The following is a 17,334-nucleotide window of genomic DNA, read 5'->3' on the forward strand; positions in this document are numbered from 1 at the left end:
GCATCCGCCGCGTACTCGGCTTCCCGCCGATCCGGCCTCCGCCGCCCCGGGGCCCGGTGGCCCTTCTACGATGGCGTGCATGACTGATCAGCGCCGTCTCGTGCTCGCCTCCGCCTCCCCCGCCCGTCTCGGTCTGCTGCGCCAGGCCGGTTTCGCCCCCGAGGTGATCGTCAGCGGGGTGGACGAGGACGCGCTGAGCGCCCCGACCCCCGCCGAGCTGGCGCTCGTCCTGGCCCGGGCCAAGGCGGCGGCGGTCGCGGAGCGCCCCGAGGCGGCGGGCGCCCTGGTCATCGGCTGCGACTCGGTGCTGGAGCTGGACGGCGAGGCGCTCGGCAAGCCCGCCGACGCCGAGGAGGCCACCGCCCGCTGGAAGTCGATGCGCGGCCGGGCGGGCGTCCTGCGGACCGGGCACAGCGTGATCGACACCGCCTCGGGCCGTACGGCGTCGGCGACGGCGTCCACGGTCGTACGGTTCGGCGAGCCCAGCGACGCCGAGGTCGCGGCCTATGTGGCCTCGGGCGAACCACTGCACGTGGCGGGGGCGTTCACGCTGGACGGCAGGTCGGCCCCGTTCGTCGACGCGATCGAGGGCGACCACGGCAATGTCATCGGCCTCTCGCTGCCGCTGCTGCGCGGGCTGCTGGGCGAGCTGGACGTGTCGGTCACGGAGCTGTGGGTGTGAGTCCGGGCGGCTGGGCCTGAGGCCGGACCTCGGGCCCGTACGACAGCAGGGTGAGCACCAGCAGGGCCAGCACCACCATCATGAACGCGAAGGCGGCCCAGCCGACCAGACCGACGGTGACCGCGCCGAGGACGCCGTGCACGACCGCGCAGCCGATCAGGACGATGCGTCCGGCGCGTCCGGGTGCGCGGTCGCGTATCCCGGCGATCAGCGCTGTCAGCCCGCACAGCACCAGCAGCAGCCCGGAGACACCGCCCATCACCCAGGTCCCGGCGGACATGGCGGCCGGGTCCATTCCGGCCAGCGACATGTTCTGGTTCTCGGCGACCGTGGCCAGGACGGCGTTGATGAGCACGATGCCCACCGCCTCCCCGAACAGCACGAGCGCGGTCACGATCGCCACCGGTCTGCGCATCAGCGTCCCACCCCTGTTACCTCTGGTACGTGCGTAGCGCGGACGCTACTCGCGGGTATTCCTCGGGACAAGGGGTTGGACGGGCCCGGACGCCGGGCAAAGAATCACCTCACCGTTCGTAGGGAGTCCACAAAGAAACGCCGTACGGCCTTGACTGCCATGACAGAGACCTGGACCACACCGACTCGTTACTGTGCGGTTGAGGATCCCGGCGTACCGTGGTGCCACAAGGGATTTCACTACTGGGGCAAGCCTCAAATCACACTCCGTGTGGGCAAGCTCACCATTGGGGACAGGTCGTACGACCGTGTCGGTAGTCCCTAAACTCAGCTTGTTTCGAGGAGGGAGTCATCGTGCGCAAGGTGCTCATCGCCAACCGTGGCGAAATCGCTGTCCGCGTTGCTCGGGCGTGCCGGGACGCGGGGATCGCGAGTGTCGCGGTCTACGCCGAGCCGGACCGGGACGCATTGCATGTCCGGGCCGCTGACGAGGCGTTCGCCCTGGGCGGTGACACCCCGGCCGCCAGCTATCTGGACATGGCCAAGGTGCTGCGGGCCGCCGCGGACTCCGGGGCGGACGCGGTCCACCCGGGGTACGGATTCCTGTCGGAGAACGCGGAGTTCGCCCAGGCCGTCCTGGATGCCGGGCTGACCTGGATCGGGCCGCCGCCGGCCGCCATCCGCGACCTCGGCGACAAGGTCGCCGCCCGGCACATCGCCCAGCGCGCGGGCGCCCCGCTCGTGGCGGGCACCCCGGACCCGGTCTCCGGCTCCGACGAGGTCGTCGCGTTCGCCGAGCAGAACGGCCTCCCGATCGCGATCAAGGCCGCCTTCGGCGGTGGCGGGCGCGGCCTGAAGGTGGCCCGCACGCTGGAGGAGATCCCGGAGCTGTACGACTCCGCGGTCCGCGAGGCGGTCGCGGCGTTCGGCCGGGGCGAGTGCTTCGTCGAGCGCTACCTCGACAAGCCGCGCCACGTGGAGACCCAGTGCCTGGCCGACCAGCACGGCAACGTGGTCGTCGTCTCCACCCGTGACTGCTCGCTCCAGCGCCGCCACCAGAAGCTGGTGGAGGAGGCCCCGGCGCCCTTCCTGACCCAGGCGCAGAACGACGAGCTGTACGCGGCGTCGAAGGCGATCCTGAAGGAGGCCGGCTACGTCGGCGCGGGCACGGTCGAGTTCCTCGTCGGCCTCGACGGCACGATCTCGTTCCTCGAGGTCAACACCCGCCTCCAGGTCGAGCACCCGGTCACCGAAGAGGTCACCGGCATCGACCTCGTACGCGAGATGTTCCGCATCGCCGACGGCGAAGAGCTCGGCTACGACGACCCGGCGGTGCGCGGGCACTCCTTCGAGTTCCGGATCAACGGCGAGGACCCGGGCCGGGGCTTCCTGCCCGCCCCCGGCACGGTGACGCTGTTCGCCCCGCCGACCGGCCCCGGCGTCCGCCTGGACGCGGGCGTCGAGTCCGGCTCGGTCATCGGCCCCGCGTGGGACTCCCTCCTCGCCAAGCTGATCGTCACCGGCGCCACCCGTGAGCAGGCGCTCCAGCGGGCCGCCCGCGCGCTGGCGGAGTTCCGGGTCGAGGGCATGGCCACCGCGATCCCGTTCCACCGGGCCGTCGTCGCCGACCCCGCCTTCACCGCGGACCCGTTCACCGTGCACACCCGGTGGATCGAGACCGAGTTCGTCAACGACATCAAGCCCTTCGCCGCGCCCGCCGAGGCGGACGCGGAGGACGAGGCCGGTCGCGAGACCGTCGTCGTCGAGGTCGGCGGCAAGCGCCTGGAGGTCTCGCTGCCGTCCTCGCTGGGCATGAGCCTGGCGCGTACGGGCCTCGCGGCCGGCGCGAAGCCGAAGCGCCGCGCGGCCAAGAAGGCCGGCTCCGCCGCCTCCGGCGACTCCCTCGCCTCGCCCATGCAGGGCACCATCGTCAAGATCGCGGTGGAGGAGGGCCAGGAGGTCAAGGAGGGCGACCTCGTCGTCGTCCTGGAGGCCATGAAGATGGAGCAGCCGCTCAACGCGCACCGCTCCGGCACCGTCAAGGGCCTCACCGCCGAGGTCGGCGCCTCCGTCTCCTCCGGCGCCCTGATCTGCGAGATCAAGGACTGACCGCCCGGCACACTCCGAAGGGGCCCGGTCCGCGTCGTGACGACGTGGACCGGGCCCCTTCGTCGCAATGGCATCCTGGAACCGACGAAGGTCCCGAGGACCGAGGGAGGGGCGGAAGCCATGGCAGGGGCGATCCCGGTGGACACGAGCACGGAACAGCCGTCGGCCCGGCCGATGCGCGCCGACGCGCGCCGGAACCACGACCGGCTGATCGGCGAGGCGCGCAGGTCCTTCGCCGAGCACGGTACGGACGCCTCGCTGGAGGACATCGCCCGGCGGGCGGGCGTGGGCATCGGCACCCTCTACCGGCACTTCCCGAACCGGGACGCCCTGATGAACGCGGTCTTCCAGGACGCCCTGTGCTCGCTCCTGGACCGCTCCCGGGAGCTGGCGGCGGCGGAGGCCCCGTGCCGGGCGCTGGTGGACTGGCTGGGCGCGATCGTCACTCATGCGGGTGAGTACCGCGGCCTGGCCCACTCCCTGATGTCCGCCTCGCGCGACGAGACCTCGGCCCTGGTCCAGTGCCATCTGCCGCTCCGGGAGGCGGGCGCGGGTCTGCTGCGGCGAGCCCAGGAGAGCGGGTCCGTACGCGACGACGTCTCCATCGACGACCTGCTCCAGCTGACGAACGCGATCGCCCTGGCCGCCGAACAGTCGCCGGACGACCCGGAGTTGGCCAAGCGGCTGCTGCGGCTGACGTTGCGGGGGCTGAAGTAGCCGCCGGCGGGACCTCGACGCGGCCGGCATTCAGGTCGTCGCAGACCGCGACGATGCCGTGCGGTTCCTGGTCCGACAGGCGCTCCAGGCGATCCGGAGCCCGTGGGCCGATCCCGCGGACGACATCCACGCCGGTCGGTCCGGACCCGCGCGCACCAGCGGTACCGGGCCGTGAACCCGGCGACGGCAGAGCCCGCCTTGTCCACGATGCGGTACCGCAGGCTGCTGCTTCCCCCGGCGGTGAGGCGGAAGGCCATCCGGCACCGGGAACTGAGCGCGGCGCCGGTGCGCCGGGCCTCGCCCGGACCGATGCCGCGCAGGGCGCGGAGCGCCCGCTCGCTCTGCCCTCCCCGTACGCCTCCAGCACGGAGGGTACGCGGCCCCCGGTCGCGCGGCCCGGTAGGGCCCGGGCCCCGGCCCTACCGCCGCCGCAGATCCGCCACCCGGGCCCGCTGCTCGCCCGAGACGTCCGCCAGCGCGGAGGCGCTGCGCAACTGCGGCCCGAGACCGCCGTTCTGCGTGCGCCGCTGACCGGGCAGGGGCATGTCCCGGCGGGGCTGACGCCCCGGAGGGGCACCGTCCCCGCCCGACGCGTCCGCCTCCGGACCGGCCACGGTGACCTCCACCCCCTGGTCGGCCAGGGACTGGAGCTCGGCGGCGGCCCGCTCGTCGTGGAGCGGGGGCTCGTCGGTCACCAGGCGGGTGATCAGTTCGGTGGGCACCGTCTGGAACATGGTGTCCGAGCCGAGCTTGGTGTGGTCGGCCAGGACGACCACCTCCGCGGCGGCGTGCACGAGGGCCCGGTCGACGCTGGCCGAGAGCATGTTGGAGGTGGACAGGCCACGCTCCGCCGTGAGGCCGCTCCCGGAGAGGAAGGCACGGGAGACCCGCAGCCCCTGGAGGGACTGCTCGGCCCCGCTGCCCACCAGCGCGTAGTTGCTCCCGCGCAGGGTGCCGCCGGTCATGACGACTTCGACCCGGTTGGCGTGGGCCAACGCCTGTGCCACCAGCAGCGAGTTGGTGACGACGGTCAGGCCGGGGATCCGCGCGAGCCGGCGGGCCAGCTCCTGCGTGGTCGTACCGGCGCCGACCACGATGGCCTCGCCCTCGCCGACGAGCCCTGCCGCCAGGTCGGCGATGGCCGTCTTCTCCGCGGTGGAGAGATGGGATTTCTGCGGAAAGCCGGACTCCCGCGTAAAACCGCCCGGCAAGACCGCACCGCCGTGCCGGCGGTCGAGGAGTCCTTCTGCCTCCAGTGCCCGCACGTCCCGCCGTACGGTCACTTCGGAGGTCTGGACGACGCGGGCGAGCTCACGGAGCGATACCGCCCCGTTGGCGCGCACCATTTCGAGGATCAATTGACGACGTTCTGCAGCGAACACGAAACTGACAGTAACCTGCCCGCCGGTGAGTTTTCAGCAGTTTGCGCCGAATAACAGAAGTTGTACTTCAAAGGGGCCTCCAAGTGGTATAGGAGGCCCCTTCGTTGCTCGGGGGTGGCGACGGAACGGTCGCAGCGCCGTCCGATCCGTCGCGGTTTGACGCGAGTTGCCCGGACTCCCGGACCCTCAGCCCTCGCCCGTGAGCTTGCGGGTGTGCAACTGCCGGGCCACTTCGGCGATCGATCCGGACAGGGACGGGTACACGGTGAAGGCGTTTGCGATCTGTTCCACCGTCAGGTTGTTGTCGACCGCGATCGAGATCGGGTGGATCAGCTCGCTGGCGCGCGGCGCGACCACGCAGCCGCCGACCACGATGCCCGTACCGGGGCGGCAGAAGATCTTGACGAAGCCGTCGCGGATGCCCTGCATCTTGGCGCGCGGGTTGCGCAGCAGCGGCAGCTTGACGACCCGGGCCTCGATCTTCCCCGCGTCGACGTCGGCCTGGCTGTAGCCGACGGTGGCGATCTCCGGGTCGGTGAAGACGTTGGCGGAGACGGCCTTGAGGTTCAGCGGGGCGACCGCGTCGCCGAGGAAGTGGTACATCGCGATCCGGCCCTGCATCGCGGCGACCGAGGCCAGCGCGAAGATCCCGGTGACGTCACCGGCCGCGTAGACGCCGGGGGCGCTGGTGCGCGAGACCCGGTCGGTGAGGACGTGCCCGGAGTCCTTGAGCCGTACGCCGGCCTCCTCCAGGCCCATGCCCGCGGTGTTCGGGATCGCGCCGACCGCCATCAGGCAGTGCGAACCGGTGATGACCCGGCCGTCGGCGAGCGTCACCTCGACCCGGTCGCCGACCCGCTTGGCCGACTGGGCGCGGGAGCGGGCCATGACGTTCATCCCGCGACGGCGGAAGACGTCCTCCAGGACGGCGGCGGCGTCCGGGTCCTCGCCCGGCAGCACCCGGTCGCGGGAGGAGACGAGGGTGACGCGGGAGCCGAGCGCCTGGTAGGCCCCGGCGAACTCGGCGCCGGTGACACCGGAGCCGACGACGATGAGCTCCTCGGGCAGCTCGTCGAGGTCGTAGACCTGGGTCCAGTTCAGGATGCGCTCGCCGTCGGGCTGCGCGTCCGGGATCTCCCGGGGGTGGCCGCCGGTCGCTATCAGCACGGCGTCGGCGGTCAGCCGCTCCTCCGTGCCGTCGGCGGCGGTGACGACGACCTGCCGGGAGCCGTCGGCGGCCTGGAGCCCGTCCAGCCGGCCCCGGCCGCGCATCACGCGGGCACCGGCCCGGGTGACGGAGGCGGTGATGTCGTGGGACTGGGCGAGCGCGAGGCGCTTGACGCGTCGGTTGACCTTGCCGAGGTCCACGCCGACGACCCGCGCGGCCTGCTCTATGTGCGGGGTGTCGTCGGCGACGATGATGCCCAGCTCCTCGTACGAGGAGTCGAAGGTGGTCATCACCTCGGCCGTCGCGATCAGGGTCTTGGAGGGCACGCAGTCGGTGAGGACCGAGGCCCCGCCGAGACCGTCGCAGTCGACGACGGTCACCTCCGCGCCGAGCTGGGCACCCACCAGGGCCGCCTCGTAGCCGCCGGGGCCGCCGCCGATGATCACGATCCGGGTCACGAAAAGTCCGCCTCGCGTTGTGTAACCCGCGGCCGCCTGCCGCCCCGGCCGGGGGTCCGGGGGATCGCCCCGGGGGAATGCAGTACGTACTCCATTGTCCCGCACGCGCCAAGGTGCTTCGCCCCGGGGCCCTCCATACGGGCACGAGCCCCGGAACGGGCAGGTCCGCCGCACGCGGCGAGGCGGCCCACCGCTCCCCCGACCGGGGCCTTCGTCACAGGAACCGCCGCTCCCGCCGCCACCTCCCGTACCCTCGGACCCATGTCGCTCTACGCCGCGTACGCCGGCAACCTCGACGCGCGGCTGATGACCCGCCGCGCCCCGCATTCCCCGATGCGCAGCACCGGCTGGCTCAACGGCTGGCGGCTGACCTTCGGCGGGGAGCAGATGGGCTGGGAGGGGGCGCTCGCCACCGTGGTGGAGGCGCCGCGCTCCCAGGTCTTCGTCGCGCTGTACGACCTGGCGCCGATGGACGAGGACTCCATGGACCGCTGGGAGGGCGTCGGGCTCGACATCTACCGCCGCATGCGCATCCGGGTGCACACCCTGGACGGCGAGGAGCCGGCCTGGATCTACGTGCTGAACGGGTACGAGGGCGGGCTGCCCTCGGCGCGCTATCTGGGCGAGATCGCGGACGCGGCCGAGTCCGCGGGCGCCCCGCACGACTATGTGATGGAACTGCGCAAGCGCCCCTGCTGACCAGGGCGAACGCACCTCCGGCCCCGCCCTCTTCGTACAAAAACACAAACACCTCGTGGGCATCTTTGCGCCGGTGCATCTACGCGCGTAGGGATTCAGCGGTTACGCTCGTCCGCGTGAACGCATCTGTTATTCCGGACAACATCCAGGGCGACCCGCAGGCGGCCGCCGCCGGGGCCGCCGCCCGCCTGCGCGAGCTGACCGGCGCCGAGACCCATGACGTCGCCCTGGTCATGGGCTCCGGCTGGGCGCCCGCGGGCGAGGCACTCGGCGTCCCGGAGGCCGAGTTCCCCGTGACCGAGCTGCCCGGCTTCCCGGCGCCCGCCGTCGAGGGCCACGGCGGCACGGTCCGCTCGTACCGGATCGGCGAGAAGCGCGCGCTGGTCTTCCTCGGCCGCACGCACTTCTACGAGGGCCGGGGCGTCGCCGCCGTCGCCCACGGGGTCCGTACGGCGGTGGCCGCGGGCTGCAAGACCGTCGTCCTGACGAACGGCTGCGGCGGTCTGCGCGAGGGCATGCGCCCGGGCCAGCCGGTCCTGATCAGCGACCACATCAACCTGACGGCCGCCTCGCCGATCATCGGCGCCAACTTCGTCGACCTGACCGACCTGTACTCCCCGCGGCTGCGCGCGCTGTGCAAGGAGATCGACGACACCCTCGAAGAGGGCGTGTACGTCCAGTTCCCCGGCCCGCACTACGAGACCCCGGCCGAGATCAACATGGTCCGGGTCATGGGCGGCGACCTGGTGGGCATGTCCACGGTCCTGGAGGCCATCGCGGCCCGCGAGGCGGGCGCCGAGGTGCTCGGCCTCTCCCTGGTCACCAACCTGGCGGCGGGCCTCTCCGGAGAACCCCTCAACCACGAGGAGGTCCTCCAGGCCGGCCGCGACTCGGCCACCCGGATGGGCGCGCTGCTGGCGAGGGTGCTGGAGCGCATCTGAGGCCGAGCCCGGCTTTCCGGGCCGCCCGGCGCTTTCCGGGTTGCCCGGCGCTTTCCGCCTCCGCCCCTTCCCGCGTGGAGGACCCCTTCCCGCGTGGAGGATCCGGTTCCCGCGTGGAGGGCCGGTTCCCCTGGAGGATCCGGTTCCCGCGTGGAGGACCAGCCGGTTCCCGAGTGGAGGACCGGCTCGTCTCCGTCCCTCCCGCACTGGAGGACCGGGCCCACTTCCAGCCCCTCCGGCGGTTGAGGAGCGGGGCCCGGGGTGGAGCCCCGGCATCCCGCCCGCACCGCCCCACCACCACCCGCCCGCACCAACCTCCGCACACCCCCGAAAGGCGGCCCCCGTGCAGCACGACCTCATCGCGCAGGCCAGTACCTGGCTGGCCGAGGACCCCGACCCCGAGACGCGCGACGAACTGGCCGCGCTGATCGAGGCGGGCGACACCCAGGAGCTCGCCGCCCGCTTCGCGGGCACGCTCCAGTTCGGCACCGCCGGACTGCGCGGCGAGCTCGGGGCCGGCCCCATGCGGATGAACCGGTCCGTGGTGATCCGGGCGGCGGCGGGCCTCGCCGCCTACCTGAAGGCCCAGGGGCAGGAGGGCGGGCTCGTCGTCATCGGCTACGACGCCCGCTACAAGTCGGCGGACTTCGCGCGCGACACCGCCGCCGTGATGACCGGCGCCGGACTCCGCGCCGCCGTGCTGCCCCGCCCGCTCCCCACCCCCGTACTGGCGTACGCCATAAGGCACCTGGGCGCCGTCGCGGGCGTCGAGGTCACCGCCAGCCACAACCCGCCGCGCGACAACGGCTACAAGGTCTACCTGGGCGACGGCTCGCAGATCGTGCCGCCCGCCGACGCCGAGATCGCGGCCGCCATCGCCGCGGTCGGCCCGCTGGACGGCGTGGTCCGCCCCGAGGACGGCTGGGAGACCCTCGGCGAGGAGGTCCTGGACGCCTACCTCGCCCGTACGGACGCGGTCCTGTCCGCCGGCAGCCCCCGTACCGCACGCACCGTCTACACGGCGATGCACGGCGTCGGCACCTCCGTGCTGACCGCCGCGTTCGCGCGAGCCGGTTTCCCGGAGCCGGTCCTCGTCGCCGAGCAGGCCGAGCCCGACCCCGCCTTCCCCACCGTCGCCTTCCCGAACCCGGAAGAGCCCGGCGCGATGGATCTCGCCTTCGCCACGGCGCGCCGGGCGGCGCCGGACCTGATCATCGCCAACGACCCGGACGCGGACCGCTGCGCCGTCGCCGTGCCCGACCCCTCCGTCGAGGGCGGCTGGCGGATGCTGCGCGGCGACGAGGTGGGCGCGCTGCTCGCCGCGCACCTGGTGGAGCGGGGCGCCACCGGCGTGTTCGCCGAGTCGATCGTGTCGTCGTCGCTGCTGGGCCGGATCGCCGAGAAGGCGGGCCTGGGTTACGAGGAGACGCTGACGGGCTTCAAGTGGATCGCCCGGGTGGACGGCCTGCGGTACGGCTACGAGGAGGCGCTCGGCTACTGCGTCGACCCCGAGGGCGTCCGCGACAAGGACGGCATCACCGCCGCCCTGCTCGTCGCCGAGCTCGCCTCCGTACTCAAGGAGCAGGGCCGTACGCTGCTGGACCTGCTGGACGATCTGGCGCTCGCCCACGGCCTGCACGCCACCGACCAGCTCTCGGTGCGGGTGGAGGACCTGTCGGTCATCGCGGACGCCATGGCCCGGCTCCGCGAGCAGCCCCCGACCGCCCTGGCCGGCCTCGCGGTCACCTCGGCCGAGGACCTGTCGCGGGGCACGGACAAGCTGCCGCCCACCGACGGGCTGCGCTACCGCTTGGAGGGGGCCCGGGTGATCGTCCGCCCGAGCGGCACCGAGCCGAAGCTCAAGTGCTACCTGGAGGTCGTCGTCCCGGTGGCGGCCCCGGCCGGGCTGCCCGCCGCGCGGGCCCGGGGGGCTGAACTGCTCGCCGGGATCAAGCGGGACCTGGCGGCGGCAGCGGGCATCTGACGGTCCGCCGCCAGGCCGAAAGGGCCGGTACCCCGCCCGGGGTACCGGCCCTTCGGCGTCACACGGCGTCGGCCTCAGCCCACCGCCACCAGCACCACCAGCAGCACGGCCCCCGCGACGGCCGGGGCGATCACCTCGTACGCCCAGCGCACCGAGCCCCGGTCCGCGCCCTCGGGGGTCGTGTCACCGGCCCGCTCGGCGATGTCCCGCAGATCGCGGACGGTCTGGTCGGCGGAGGCGGTGCGCCCGGCGGAGTCGCGTACGTCGGCGCTGACCGACGTACGGCCGTAGGGGTCGTCGTGCGCCGCGCGGGCCGCCGTGCGCGCCGCGCGCTTGCGGGCGCGCAGGGAGACGGGGATCGCCCACAGCTGGTACTTCGTGCCGTCCTGGGCGAGCAGCTCGGAGGAGTACGAGGCCCGTACGTCGGCGACCTCGGTCCAGGGGAGCCGGATCGTCCGGAACGGGTTGCGGACCCGGATGCGCTCGTCGTTCGCGAAGACGGCGGGCCGCAGGGTGAACGCCACGACCAGCGGCACCACGAGGAGCAGCGCGGCCAGCGCGAGCCACGGCGTACGCCCCTCGCCCCGGATCATGGCGTCCCCGCCCATCCAGGCGATCAGCAGGAGCAGCAGCGACCCGCAGACCAGCGCGGCCACGGAACGGTAGGTCCGGTCGGCGTGGGGCGGCTCTGCGGGTGGTGTGGGGCTCGTCATGGAGCCGATTCTGCCCGATGGGCGTCCGGCCCGGCGGTGCGCCCGCCCGCGCTCGCGCACCCGCGCCGGATCGCGCGGACGGCCCGGCCCCCTGTACAGGTCGCTACGCGCGTAGATATGCTCATGTGGTGACCATGCCCACCACTGCTCCCTCCCCCAAGCTCTCAACTGCGTTCGAGCAAGGAGGTGCCCCGCTCTCCGACGCGACGGCGTCCGACAGTGCGCTGCGCCGCTTCCTGTTCGGGCTGCCCGGCGTCGACGCCGTCGGCCTCGAAGCGCGCGCCGCCTCCCTCGGAACCCGCTCGATCAAGACGACGGCCAAGGCGTACGCCATCGATCTCGCCATCTCGATGATCGACCTGACGACGCTGGAAGGCGCGGACACCCCGGGCAAGGTCCGGGCTCTCGCCGCCAAGGCCGTCAACCCCGACCCGACCGACCGCACGACCCCGCGCACCGCGGCCGTCTGCGTCTACCCCGACATGGCCTCCACCGCCGCCGCCGCGCTGGCCGGTTCCGGCGTGAAGGTGGCGTCCGTGGCGACCGCCTTCCCGGCGGGCCGGGCCGCGCTGGACGTCAAGCTCGCGGACGTCCGCGACGCCGTGGCGGCCGGGGCCGACGAGATCGACATGGTGATCGACCGGGGGGCGTTCCTCTCCGGCCGGTTCCTGAAGGTGTACGAGGAGATCCTCGCCGTGAAGGCGGAGTGCGGCCCCGCCCGCCTCAAGGTGATCTTCGAGACCGGCGAGCTGTCCACGTACGACAACATCCGCCGGGCGTCCTGGATCGGGATGCTGGCGGGAGCGGACTTCATCAAGACCTCGACCGGCAAGGTGGCCACCAACGCCACCCCCGCCAACACCCTCCTCATGCTGGAGGCGGTCCGGGACTTCCGGGCGGCCACCGGCGTACAGATCGGTGTGAAGCCGGCCGGCGGCATCCGCACCACCAAGGACGCGGTGAAGTTCCTGGTCCTGGTGAACGAGACCGCGGGCGAGGACTGGCTGGACCCGCACTGGTTCCGGTTCGGCGCCTCCAGCCTGCTCAACGACCTGCTGATGCAGCGCCAGAAGCTCAGCACCGGCCGTTACTCCGGCCCCGATTATGTGACGGTGGACTGATAGCCATGGCATCCGCATTCGAGTACGCACCGGCGCCGGAGTCCCGCTCCGTCGTCGACATCGCCCCGTCGTACGGGCTGTTCATCGACGGCGAGTTCACCGAGGCCGCCGACGGCAAGGTCTTCAAGACCGTCTCGCCGAGCAGCGAGGAGGTCCTCTCCGAGGTGGCCCGGGCGGGCGCTGCGGACGTGGACCGGGCCGTGAAGGCGGCCCGCAAGGCGTTCGAGAAGTGGTCGGCGCTGCCCGGCTCCGAGCGCGCCAAGTACCTGTTCCGGATCGCCCGGATCATCCAGGAGCGCAGCCGCGAGCTGGCCGTCCTGGAGACCCTCGACAACGGCAAGCCGATCAAGGAGACCCGCGACGCGGACCTCCCGCTGGTCGCCGCGCACTTCTTCTACTACGCGGGCTGGGCCGACAAGCTGGACCACGCGGGGTACGGGGCGAACCCGCGCCCGCTGGGTGTGGCCGGCCAGGTCATCCCGTGGAACTTCCCGCTGCTGATGCTCGCGTGGAAGATCGCCCCGGCGCTCGCCACGGGCAACACGGTGGTCCTGAAGCCCGCGGAGACGACCCCGCTGAGCGCGCTCTTCTTCGCGGACATCTGCCGCCAGGCCGGGCTGCCGAAGGGTGTCGTCAACATCCTCACGGGCTACGGGGACGCGGGCGAGGCCCTCGTGACGCACGGGGACGTCAACAAGGTCGCCTTCACCGGTTCGACCGCCGTCGGCAAGGCCATCGCGCGCTCCGTCGCGGGTACGGACAAGAAGGTCACCCTGGAGCTGGGCGGCAAGGGCGCGAACATCGTGTTCGACGACGCCCCGATCGACCAGGCCGTCGAGGGCATCGTCACCGGGATCTTCTTCAACCAGGGCCAGGTCTGCTGCGCGGGCTCCCGGCTGCTGGTCCAGGAGTCGGTGCAGGACGAGGTCCTGGACGCGCTCAAGCGCCGTCTCTCGACCCTCCGCCTCGGCGACCCGCTGGACAAGAACACCGACATCGGCGCGATCAACTCCGCCGAGCAACTCGCCCGGATCACCGCCCTGGTCGAGACCGGCGAGGCGGAGGGCGCGGAGCGCTGGAGCGCCCCCTGCGAACTGCCCTCCTCCGGCTACTGGTTCGCCCCGACGCTCTTCACGAACGTCACCCAGGCGCACACGGTGGCCCGGGACGAGATCTTCGGGCCGGTGCTCTCCGTGCTCTCGTTCCGCACCCCGGACGAGGCCGTCGCCAAGGCCAACAACAGTCAGTACGGCCTCTCGGCCGGCATCTGGACGGAGAAGGGCTCCCGCATCCTCGCGGTCGCCGACAAGCTCCGCGCGGGCGTCGTCTGGGCCAACACGTTCAACAAGTTCGACCCGACGTCGCCGTTCGGCGGCTACAAGGAGTCGGGCTTCGGCCGCGAGGGCGGCCGCCACGGCCTGGAGGCGTACCTCGATGTCTGATCGCGAATCAATCAACGGCTCCGCCGAGCGGCGTCTTGGCGTCTTCAAGACCTACAAGCTGTACGTCGGGGGCAAGTTCCCCCGCTCCGAGAGCGGCCGGGTGTACGAGGTGACCGACTCCAAGGGCGCATGGCTGGCCAACGCGCCGAAGTCCTCCCGCAAGGACGCCCGCGACGCGGTCGTGGCCGCGCGCAAGGCGTTCGGCGGCTGGTCGGGCGCGACCGCGTACAACCGGGGCCAGGTCCTCTACCGCGTCGCGGAGATGCTGGAGGGCCGCAAGGAGCAGTTCGTCCGCGAAGTGGCCGCCTCCGAGGGGCTGTCGAAGTCCAAGGCGGCGGCCGTCGTCGACGCGGCGATCGACCGCTGGGTCTGGTACGCGGGCTGGACCGACAAGATCGGCCAGATCGCGGGCGGGGCCAACCCAGTCGCGGGCCCGTTCTTCAACCTCTCCACCCCCGAGCCGACGGGCGTCGTCGCGGTCCTCGCCCCGCGGAAGTCGTCGCTCCTCGGCCTGGTCTCGGTGATCGCCCCGGTGATCGCGACCGGCAACACGGCGATCGTCATCGCCTCGTCGGACGCCCCGCTGCCCGCCCTGTCGCTGGGCGAGGTGCTGGCCACGTCGGACGTCCCCGGCGGAGTGGTCAACATCCTGTCGGGTGTCACGGCGGAGCTGGCGGCCCCCCTCGCCGCCCACCAGGACGTCAACGCGATCGACCTGACCGGCGCGGACGCCGAGCTGGCGAAGGAGCTGGAGATCGCGGCGGCCGACAACCTCAAGCGCGTACGCCGCCCACAGCCTGTGGACGCGGACGGCGCGGCGGACTCCGAGGACTGGACGGCCTCCCCCGGCACGGACCGCCTGACGGCGTTCCTGGAGACCAAGACGGTCTGGCACCCGACGGGCGCGCTGGGAGCGGCGGGCTCTTCGTACTGAGCGGGGACCGCCCGCGAGGCACCCGGACGGGGCCGCCCCACCACCCCGGGCGGCCCCGTTCGCCGTGTCCGCGTCCGCGTCCGTGTCCGCTCGTCAGCCGGTGACGAGCTTGGTCACCGACCCCACCACGGGCAGATCGCTCAGCGCGCCGCCGCTGGTGATCGGGTCGGTGACGATGGCGGTGGTCACCGGCTTGAAGTCGGCGATCTGGGTGCCGACGGCGTTGTCCAGCGGGTCCACGCCGGTCCCCGCCAGCGGGTCCAGCTGAAGGTCGGTGACCGGCGCGACGCTGCTGGCCAGCGAGGTCCCGAGCGCGCTGGTCACGGCGGGCGCGGCCGTCTCACCGACCGCCTGGAGGGCGGAGACGCCCTGCTCCGGGACCTCGGCCGCCGGGGGCAGCGAGACGGCCTGTGCGGAGCCCGCACCGGCCCCCAGCGCGGCCCCCAGCGCGGTGAAGGTCAGACCGGCGCGCAGCAGGACGCGCCGTTCGGGCTTACGTGCATGAAGTGCCATGTTTTCCACCTGATCGAGCCTGGTCGGGTAATCGTCCGTACGCGCAGAGTAGTTGAGGTGTGATGCTGGATACCAACAGGAGACCCGAGGGGTCGCCTGCGCGGGTCAATGCCTCACACTTCTGTTCTGTGAGTTCCCAACCGATCCCGACCCGCGTCGTGCTGCTCGCGGGCCCCTCCGGCTCCGGCAAGTCCGTCCTGGCCGCCCGCACCGGCCTCCCGGTGCTGCGCCTGGACGACTTCTACAAGGAGTACGACGACCCGACGCTGCCCCGGGTCCCCGGCTCCGCGGACATCGACTGGGACTCCGCCGGGTCCTGGGACGCGGACGCGGCGGTGGCCGCGATCGCCGAGCTGTGCCGGCGAGGCCGTACGGACGTTCCGGTGTACGACATCGCGACCAGCTCGCGCACGGGCCACGAGACCTTCCACATCGAGCGCTCACCGCTGTTCGTGGCGGAGGGCATCTTCGCGGCGGACATCGTCGAGCGCTGCCAGGAACTGGGCCTGCTGGCCGACGCACTGTGCCTGCGGGGCCGCCCGTCGACCACGTTCCGCCGACGCCTGCTGCGGGACCTGCGCGAGGGCCGCAAATCGGTCCCGTTCCTGCTGCGGCGCGGCTGGCGCCTGATGCGGGCCGAACGGCGCATCGTGGCCCGTCAGACGGCGCTGGGGGCGTATCCGTGCGGCAAGGAGGAGGCGCTGGGCCGGTTCGCGGCCGCGGCGGCGGGGCGGTGCCGGCGCGGGGCGCCGACGGGACGGACGGTGTAGGCCGCGAGCGGGGGGCGTCTGTGGTGGGGGTTTCTCCCCGCCCCGCACCTTCCGCCACCGGGGCTCCGCCCCGGACCCGGCTCCTCGATCGCCGCAGAGGCAAGAAGCAGCCCGGACCGGCATCGCCACATGCCAGCGGGGCCGTACAGGACCCCCCGGCCCGTACGACCCCGCTGTGATTCCCCCGTGGCCCGCGCCTCCCCCGAAGCGATGGGCCCTTTCCTGTGCTCCCCCGTTTTCCCCCGGGTCCCCTCGGTCCCCGTTTTACTGCTCCCCCGTGTTTCCCCGTACTCCCCCGTGGCCCCCGCCTCCCCCGAAGCGGAGGGCCCTGCCTCAGGCCACCAGCTCGCCGAAGGACTCCTGCTCGTCACGTCCGAAGCTGAGGACCTCGTCCTCGCGCAGCCGGCGCAAAGAGCGCCAGATGCTGGACTTCACCGTGCCGACACTGATGTCGAGGATGGACGCGATCTCCGGGTCGGTGCGGCCCTCGTAGTACCGCAGGACCAGCATCGTGCGCTGGAGTTCGGGCAGCCTGGCGAGCGCCTGCCACAGCACCGCCCGCAGCTCCGTGCCGCGCATCGCGTCCGTGTCGCCCACCGTCTCCGGCAGCTCCTCGGTCGGGTATTCGTTCAGCTTGCGCCTGCGCCAGGCGCTGATGTGCAGGTTGGTCATGGTGCGGCGCAGATAGCCGCCGACGGCCGCCTTGTCGCTGATCCGGTCCCAGGCCCGGTACGTGGAGAACAGGGCGCTCTGGAGCAGATCCTCGGCCTCGAAGCGGTCGCCGGTCAGGTGGTAGGCGGTCGCGTACAGGGAGGCCCGTCGCTCCTGGACGTAGGCCGTGAACGCCGCTTCGGCGTCCGCGTTCTCCGCCCCCGCGGTGCGGTCCCCCGTGGCCTTCCCGTACGCGTTTCCCCCGTTGCCCCCCACATCCCCCGTGGGTGCGTCGACCACCGTCATATACGTCGGACGCGGCTGCTCCGCGGTCGACTGCGACGGCAGATACTGACGCCCGGCGTTTCGAACGCACCCCCGCACATTCGTCGCGCCGGACTTCTCCGCACTCCGGCCGATGTCGTGGAGGCGCGTGACAACTGCGCTTGAGCTGGTGCTGTGCAGTGCGTTCATCTCGCGCCCCCTATCGGTGGAGTCCGTTCGTTCCTTGCTGACCATGAGCTTGCCGGGGCAGTTTCATGGCGCTGTCCCCCGACTGTCACAGGCCTGTCACAGGGCCGGTCGCGGCCGTGCCCGGACAATCGGACGGGACCACAGGTCGAACTGAAGCGCCAC

General features: G+C 72.4%; 16 protein-coding genes. 10 read left to right on the top strand and 6 right to left on the bottom strand.

The annotated features are described in order from the left end of the window. Window positions 1-70: 70 nt before the first annotated feature. Window positions 71-682, top strand: coding sequence for a nucleoside triphosphate pyrophosphatase (locus tag IE145_RS01800; protein ID WP_189518147.1), 612 nt, complete (start codon window positions 71-73; stop codon window positions 680-682). On the opposite strand, the gene IE145_RS01805 is transcribed toward IE145_RS01800, so the two are convergent. Next, complete coding sequence (locus IE145_RS01805) at window positions 663-1,097, bottom strand: hypothetical protein (protein ID WP_189518149.1); 435 nt, start codon at window positions 1,095-1,097, stop codon at window positions 663-665. The genes IE145_RS01800 and IE145_RS01805 overlap by 20 nt on opposite strands. A gap of 353 nt (window positions 1,098-1,450) precedes the next feature. Here IE145_RS01805 and IE145_RS01810 point away from each other — a divergent pair, with 353 nt between their 5' ends. Together IE145_RS01810 and IE145_RS01815 are read left to right on the top strand one after the other, a co-directional pair. Then, on the top strand, window positions 1,451-3,205 hold the full coding sequence (locus IE145_RS01810; RefSeq protein WP_189518151.1) for an acetyl/propionyl/methylcrotonyl-CoA carboxylase subunit alpha: 1,755 nt from the start codon (window positions 1,451-1,453) through the stop codon (window positions 3,203-3,205). Between the two features lie 174 nt (window positions 3,206-3,379). After that, window positions 3,380-3,922, top strand: coding sequence for a TetR/AcrR family transcriptional regulator (locus tag IE145_RS01815; protein WP_444545670.1), 543 nt, complete (start codon window positions 3,380-3,382; stop codon window positions 3,920-3,922). Between the two features lie 419 nt (window positions 3,923-4,341). Here IE145_RS01815 and IE145_RS01820 read toward each other — a convergent pair whose 3' ends face one another. Next, the gene (locus tag IE145_RS01820; RefSeq protein ID WP_189518155.1) at window positions 4,342-5,304 is read right to left on the bottom strand and encodes a DeoR/GlpR family DNA-binding transcription regulator; all 963 of its coding nucleotides are present in this window, start codon (window positions 5,302-5,304) and stop codon (window positions 4,342-4,344) included. A 186-nt stretch (window positions 5,305-5,490) separates the two neighbouring features. Next, window positions 5,491-6,930, bottom strand: coding sequence for an NAD(P)H-quinone dehydrogenase (locus tag IE145_RS01825; RefSeq protein WP_069738027.1), 1,440 nt, complete (start codon window positions 6,928-6,930; stop codon window positions 5,491-5,493). Window positions 6,931-7,191: 261 nt separating this feature from the next. On the opposite strand from IE145_RS01825, the gene IE145_RS01830 reads away from it, so the two are divergent. The 3 genes from IE145_RS01830 to IE145_RS01840 all read left to right on the top strand — a co-directional run bounded on the left by IE145_RS01830 (window position 7,192) and on the right by IE145_RS01840 (window position 10,554). Beyond that, entirely contained in the window at window positions 7,192-7,629 is a 438-nt protein-coding gene (locus IE145_RS01830) for a gamma-glutamylcyclotransferase family protein (RefSeq protein WP_006127099.1), read from the top strand. Window positions 7,630-7,745: 116 nt separating this feature from the next. Then, window positions 7,746-8,570, top strand: a complete 825-nt coding sequence (locus IE145_RS01835) for a purine-nucleoside phosphorylase (protein WP_032763617.1) — start codon at window positions 7,746-7,748, stop codon at window positions 8,568-8,570. Window positions 8,571-8,913: 343 nt separating this feature from the next. Continuing rightward, a complete protein-coding gene (locus IE145_RS01840) occupies window positions 8,914-10,554 on the top strand; it encodes a phospho-sugar mutase (RefSeq protein WP_189518157.1) in 1,641 nt (546 codons plus the stop codon). Between the two features lie 74 nt (window positions 10,555-10,628). Here the strand turns inward: IE145_RS01840 and IE145_RS01845 are convergent, their stop codons facing one another. Next, the gene (locus tag IE145_RS01845) at window positions 10,629-11,267 is read right to left on the bottom strand and encodes a PH domain-containing protein (RefSeq protein WP_189518159.1); all 639 of its coding nucleotides are present in this window, start codon (window positions 11,265-11,267) and stop codon (window positions 10,629-10,631) included. Window positions 11,268-11,401: 134 nt separating this feature from the next. Here IE145_RS01845 and deoC point away from each other — a divergent pair, with 134 nt between their 5' ends. The 3 genes from deoC to IE145_RS01860 are packed head-to-tail and all read left to right on the top strand — an operon-like array spanning window position 11,402 to window position 14,764. Then, complete coding sequence (gene deoC / locus IE145_RS01850) at window positions 11,402-12,388, top strand: deoxyribose-phosphate aldolase (RefSeq protein WP_229825251.1); 987 nt, start codon at window positions 11,402-11,404, stop codon at window positions 12,386-12,388. A 5-nt stretch (window positions 12,389-12,393) separates the two neighbouring features. Further along, complete coding sequence (locus IE145_RS01855) at window positions 12,394-13,830, top strand: aldehyde dehydrogenase family protein (protein ID WP_189518161.1); 1,437 nt, start codon at window positions 12,394-12,396, stop codon at window positions 13,828-13,830. Next, window positions 13,823-14,764 (top strand): aldehyde dehydrogenase family protein, encoded by a 942-nt coding sequence (locus tag IE145_RS01860; protein WP_189518163.1) that lies wholly within the window; start codon window positions 13,823-13,825, stop codon window positions 14,762-14,764. The genes IE145_RS01855 and IE145_RS01860 overlap by 8 nt, the downstream gene beginning before the upstream one ends. 93 nt (window positions 14,765-14,857) lie before the next feature. Here the strand turns inward: IE145_RS01860 and IE145_RS01865 are convergent, their stop codons facing one another. Continuing rightward, complete coding sequence (locus tag IE145_RS01865; protein WP_189518165.1) at window positions 14,858-15,277, bottom strand: hypothetical protein; 420 nt, start codon at window positions 15,275-15,277, stop codon at window positions 14,858-14,860. A gap of 62 nt (window positions 15,278-15,339) precedes the next feature. On the opposite strand from IE145_RS01865, the gene IE145_RS01870 reads away from it, so the two are divergent. Beyond that, window positions 15,340-16,047, top strand: coding sequence for a uridine kinase (locus IE145_RS01870; RefSeq protein ID WP_189518167.1), 708 nt, complete (start codon window positions 15,340-15,342; stop codon window positions 16,045-16,047). 333 nt (window positions 16,048-16,380) lie between these two features. On the opposite strand, the gene IE145_RS01875 is transcribed toward IE145_RS01870, so the two are convergent. Next, window positions 16,381-17,172, bottom strand: a complete 792-nt coding sequence (locus IE145_RS01875; protein ID WP_189518169.1) for a SigE family RNA polymerase sigma factor — start codon at window positions 17,170-17,172, stop codon at window positions 16,381-16,383. Between the last annotated feature and the right edge of the window lie 162 nt (window positions 17,173-17,334).

Origin of the sequence: Streptomyces sindenensis (assembly GCF_014649035.1) — a bacterium.
Lineage (GTDB): Bacteria > Actinomycetota > Actinomycetes > Streptomycetales > Streptomycetaceae > Streptomyces > Streptomyces sindenensis.

Coding starts and splice junctions, on each gene's coding strand:
- IE145_RS01800 (WP_189518147.1), top strand. CDS start 71: ATGGCGTGCATGACTGATCAGCGCCGTCTCGTGCTCGCCTCCGCCTCC.
- IE145_RS01805 (WP_189518149.1), bottom strand. CDS start 1,097: ATGCGCAGACCGGTGGCGATCGTGACCGCGCTCGTGCTGTTCGGGGAG.
- IE145_RS01815 (WP_444545670.1), top strand. CDS start 3,380: ATGCGCGCCGACGCGCGCCGGAACCACGACCGGCTGATCGGCGAGGCG.
- IE145_RS01830 (WP_006127099.1), top strand. CDS start 7,192: ATGTCGCTCTACGCCGCGTACGCCGGCAACCTCGACGCGCGGCTGATG.
- IE145_RS01845 (WP_189518159.1), bottom strand. CDS start 11,267: ATGACGAGCCCCACACCACCCGCAGAGCCGCCCCACGCCGACCGGACC.
- deoC (WP_229825251.1), top strand. CDS start 11,402: ATGCCCACCACTGCTCCCTCCCCCAAGCTCTCAACTGCGTTCGAGCAA.
- IE145_RS01855 (WP_189518161.1), top strand. CDS start 12,394: ATGGCATCCGCATTCGAGTACGCACCGGCGCCGGAGTCCCGCTCCGTC.
- IE145_RS01860 (WP_189518163.1), top strand. CDS start 13,823: ATGTCTGATCGCGAATCAATCAACGGCTCCGCCGAGCGGCGTCTTGGC.
- IE145_RS01865 (WP_189518165.1), bottom strand. CDS start 15,277: ATGGCACTTCATGCACGTAAGCCCGAACGGCGCGTCCTGCTGCGCGCC.
- IE145_RS01870 (WP_189518167.1), top strand. CDS start 15,340: ATGCTGGATACCAACAGGAGACCCGAGGGGTCGCCTGCGCGGGTCAAT.
- IE145_RS01875 (WP_189518169.1), bottom strand. CDS start 17,172: ATGAACGCACTGCACAGCACCAGCTCAAGCGCAGTTGTCACGCGCCTC.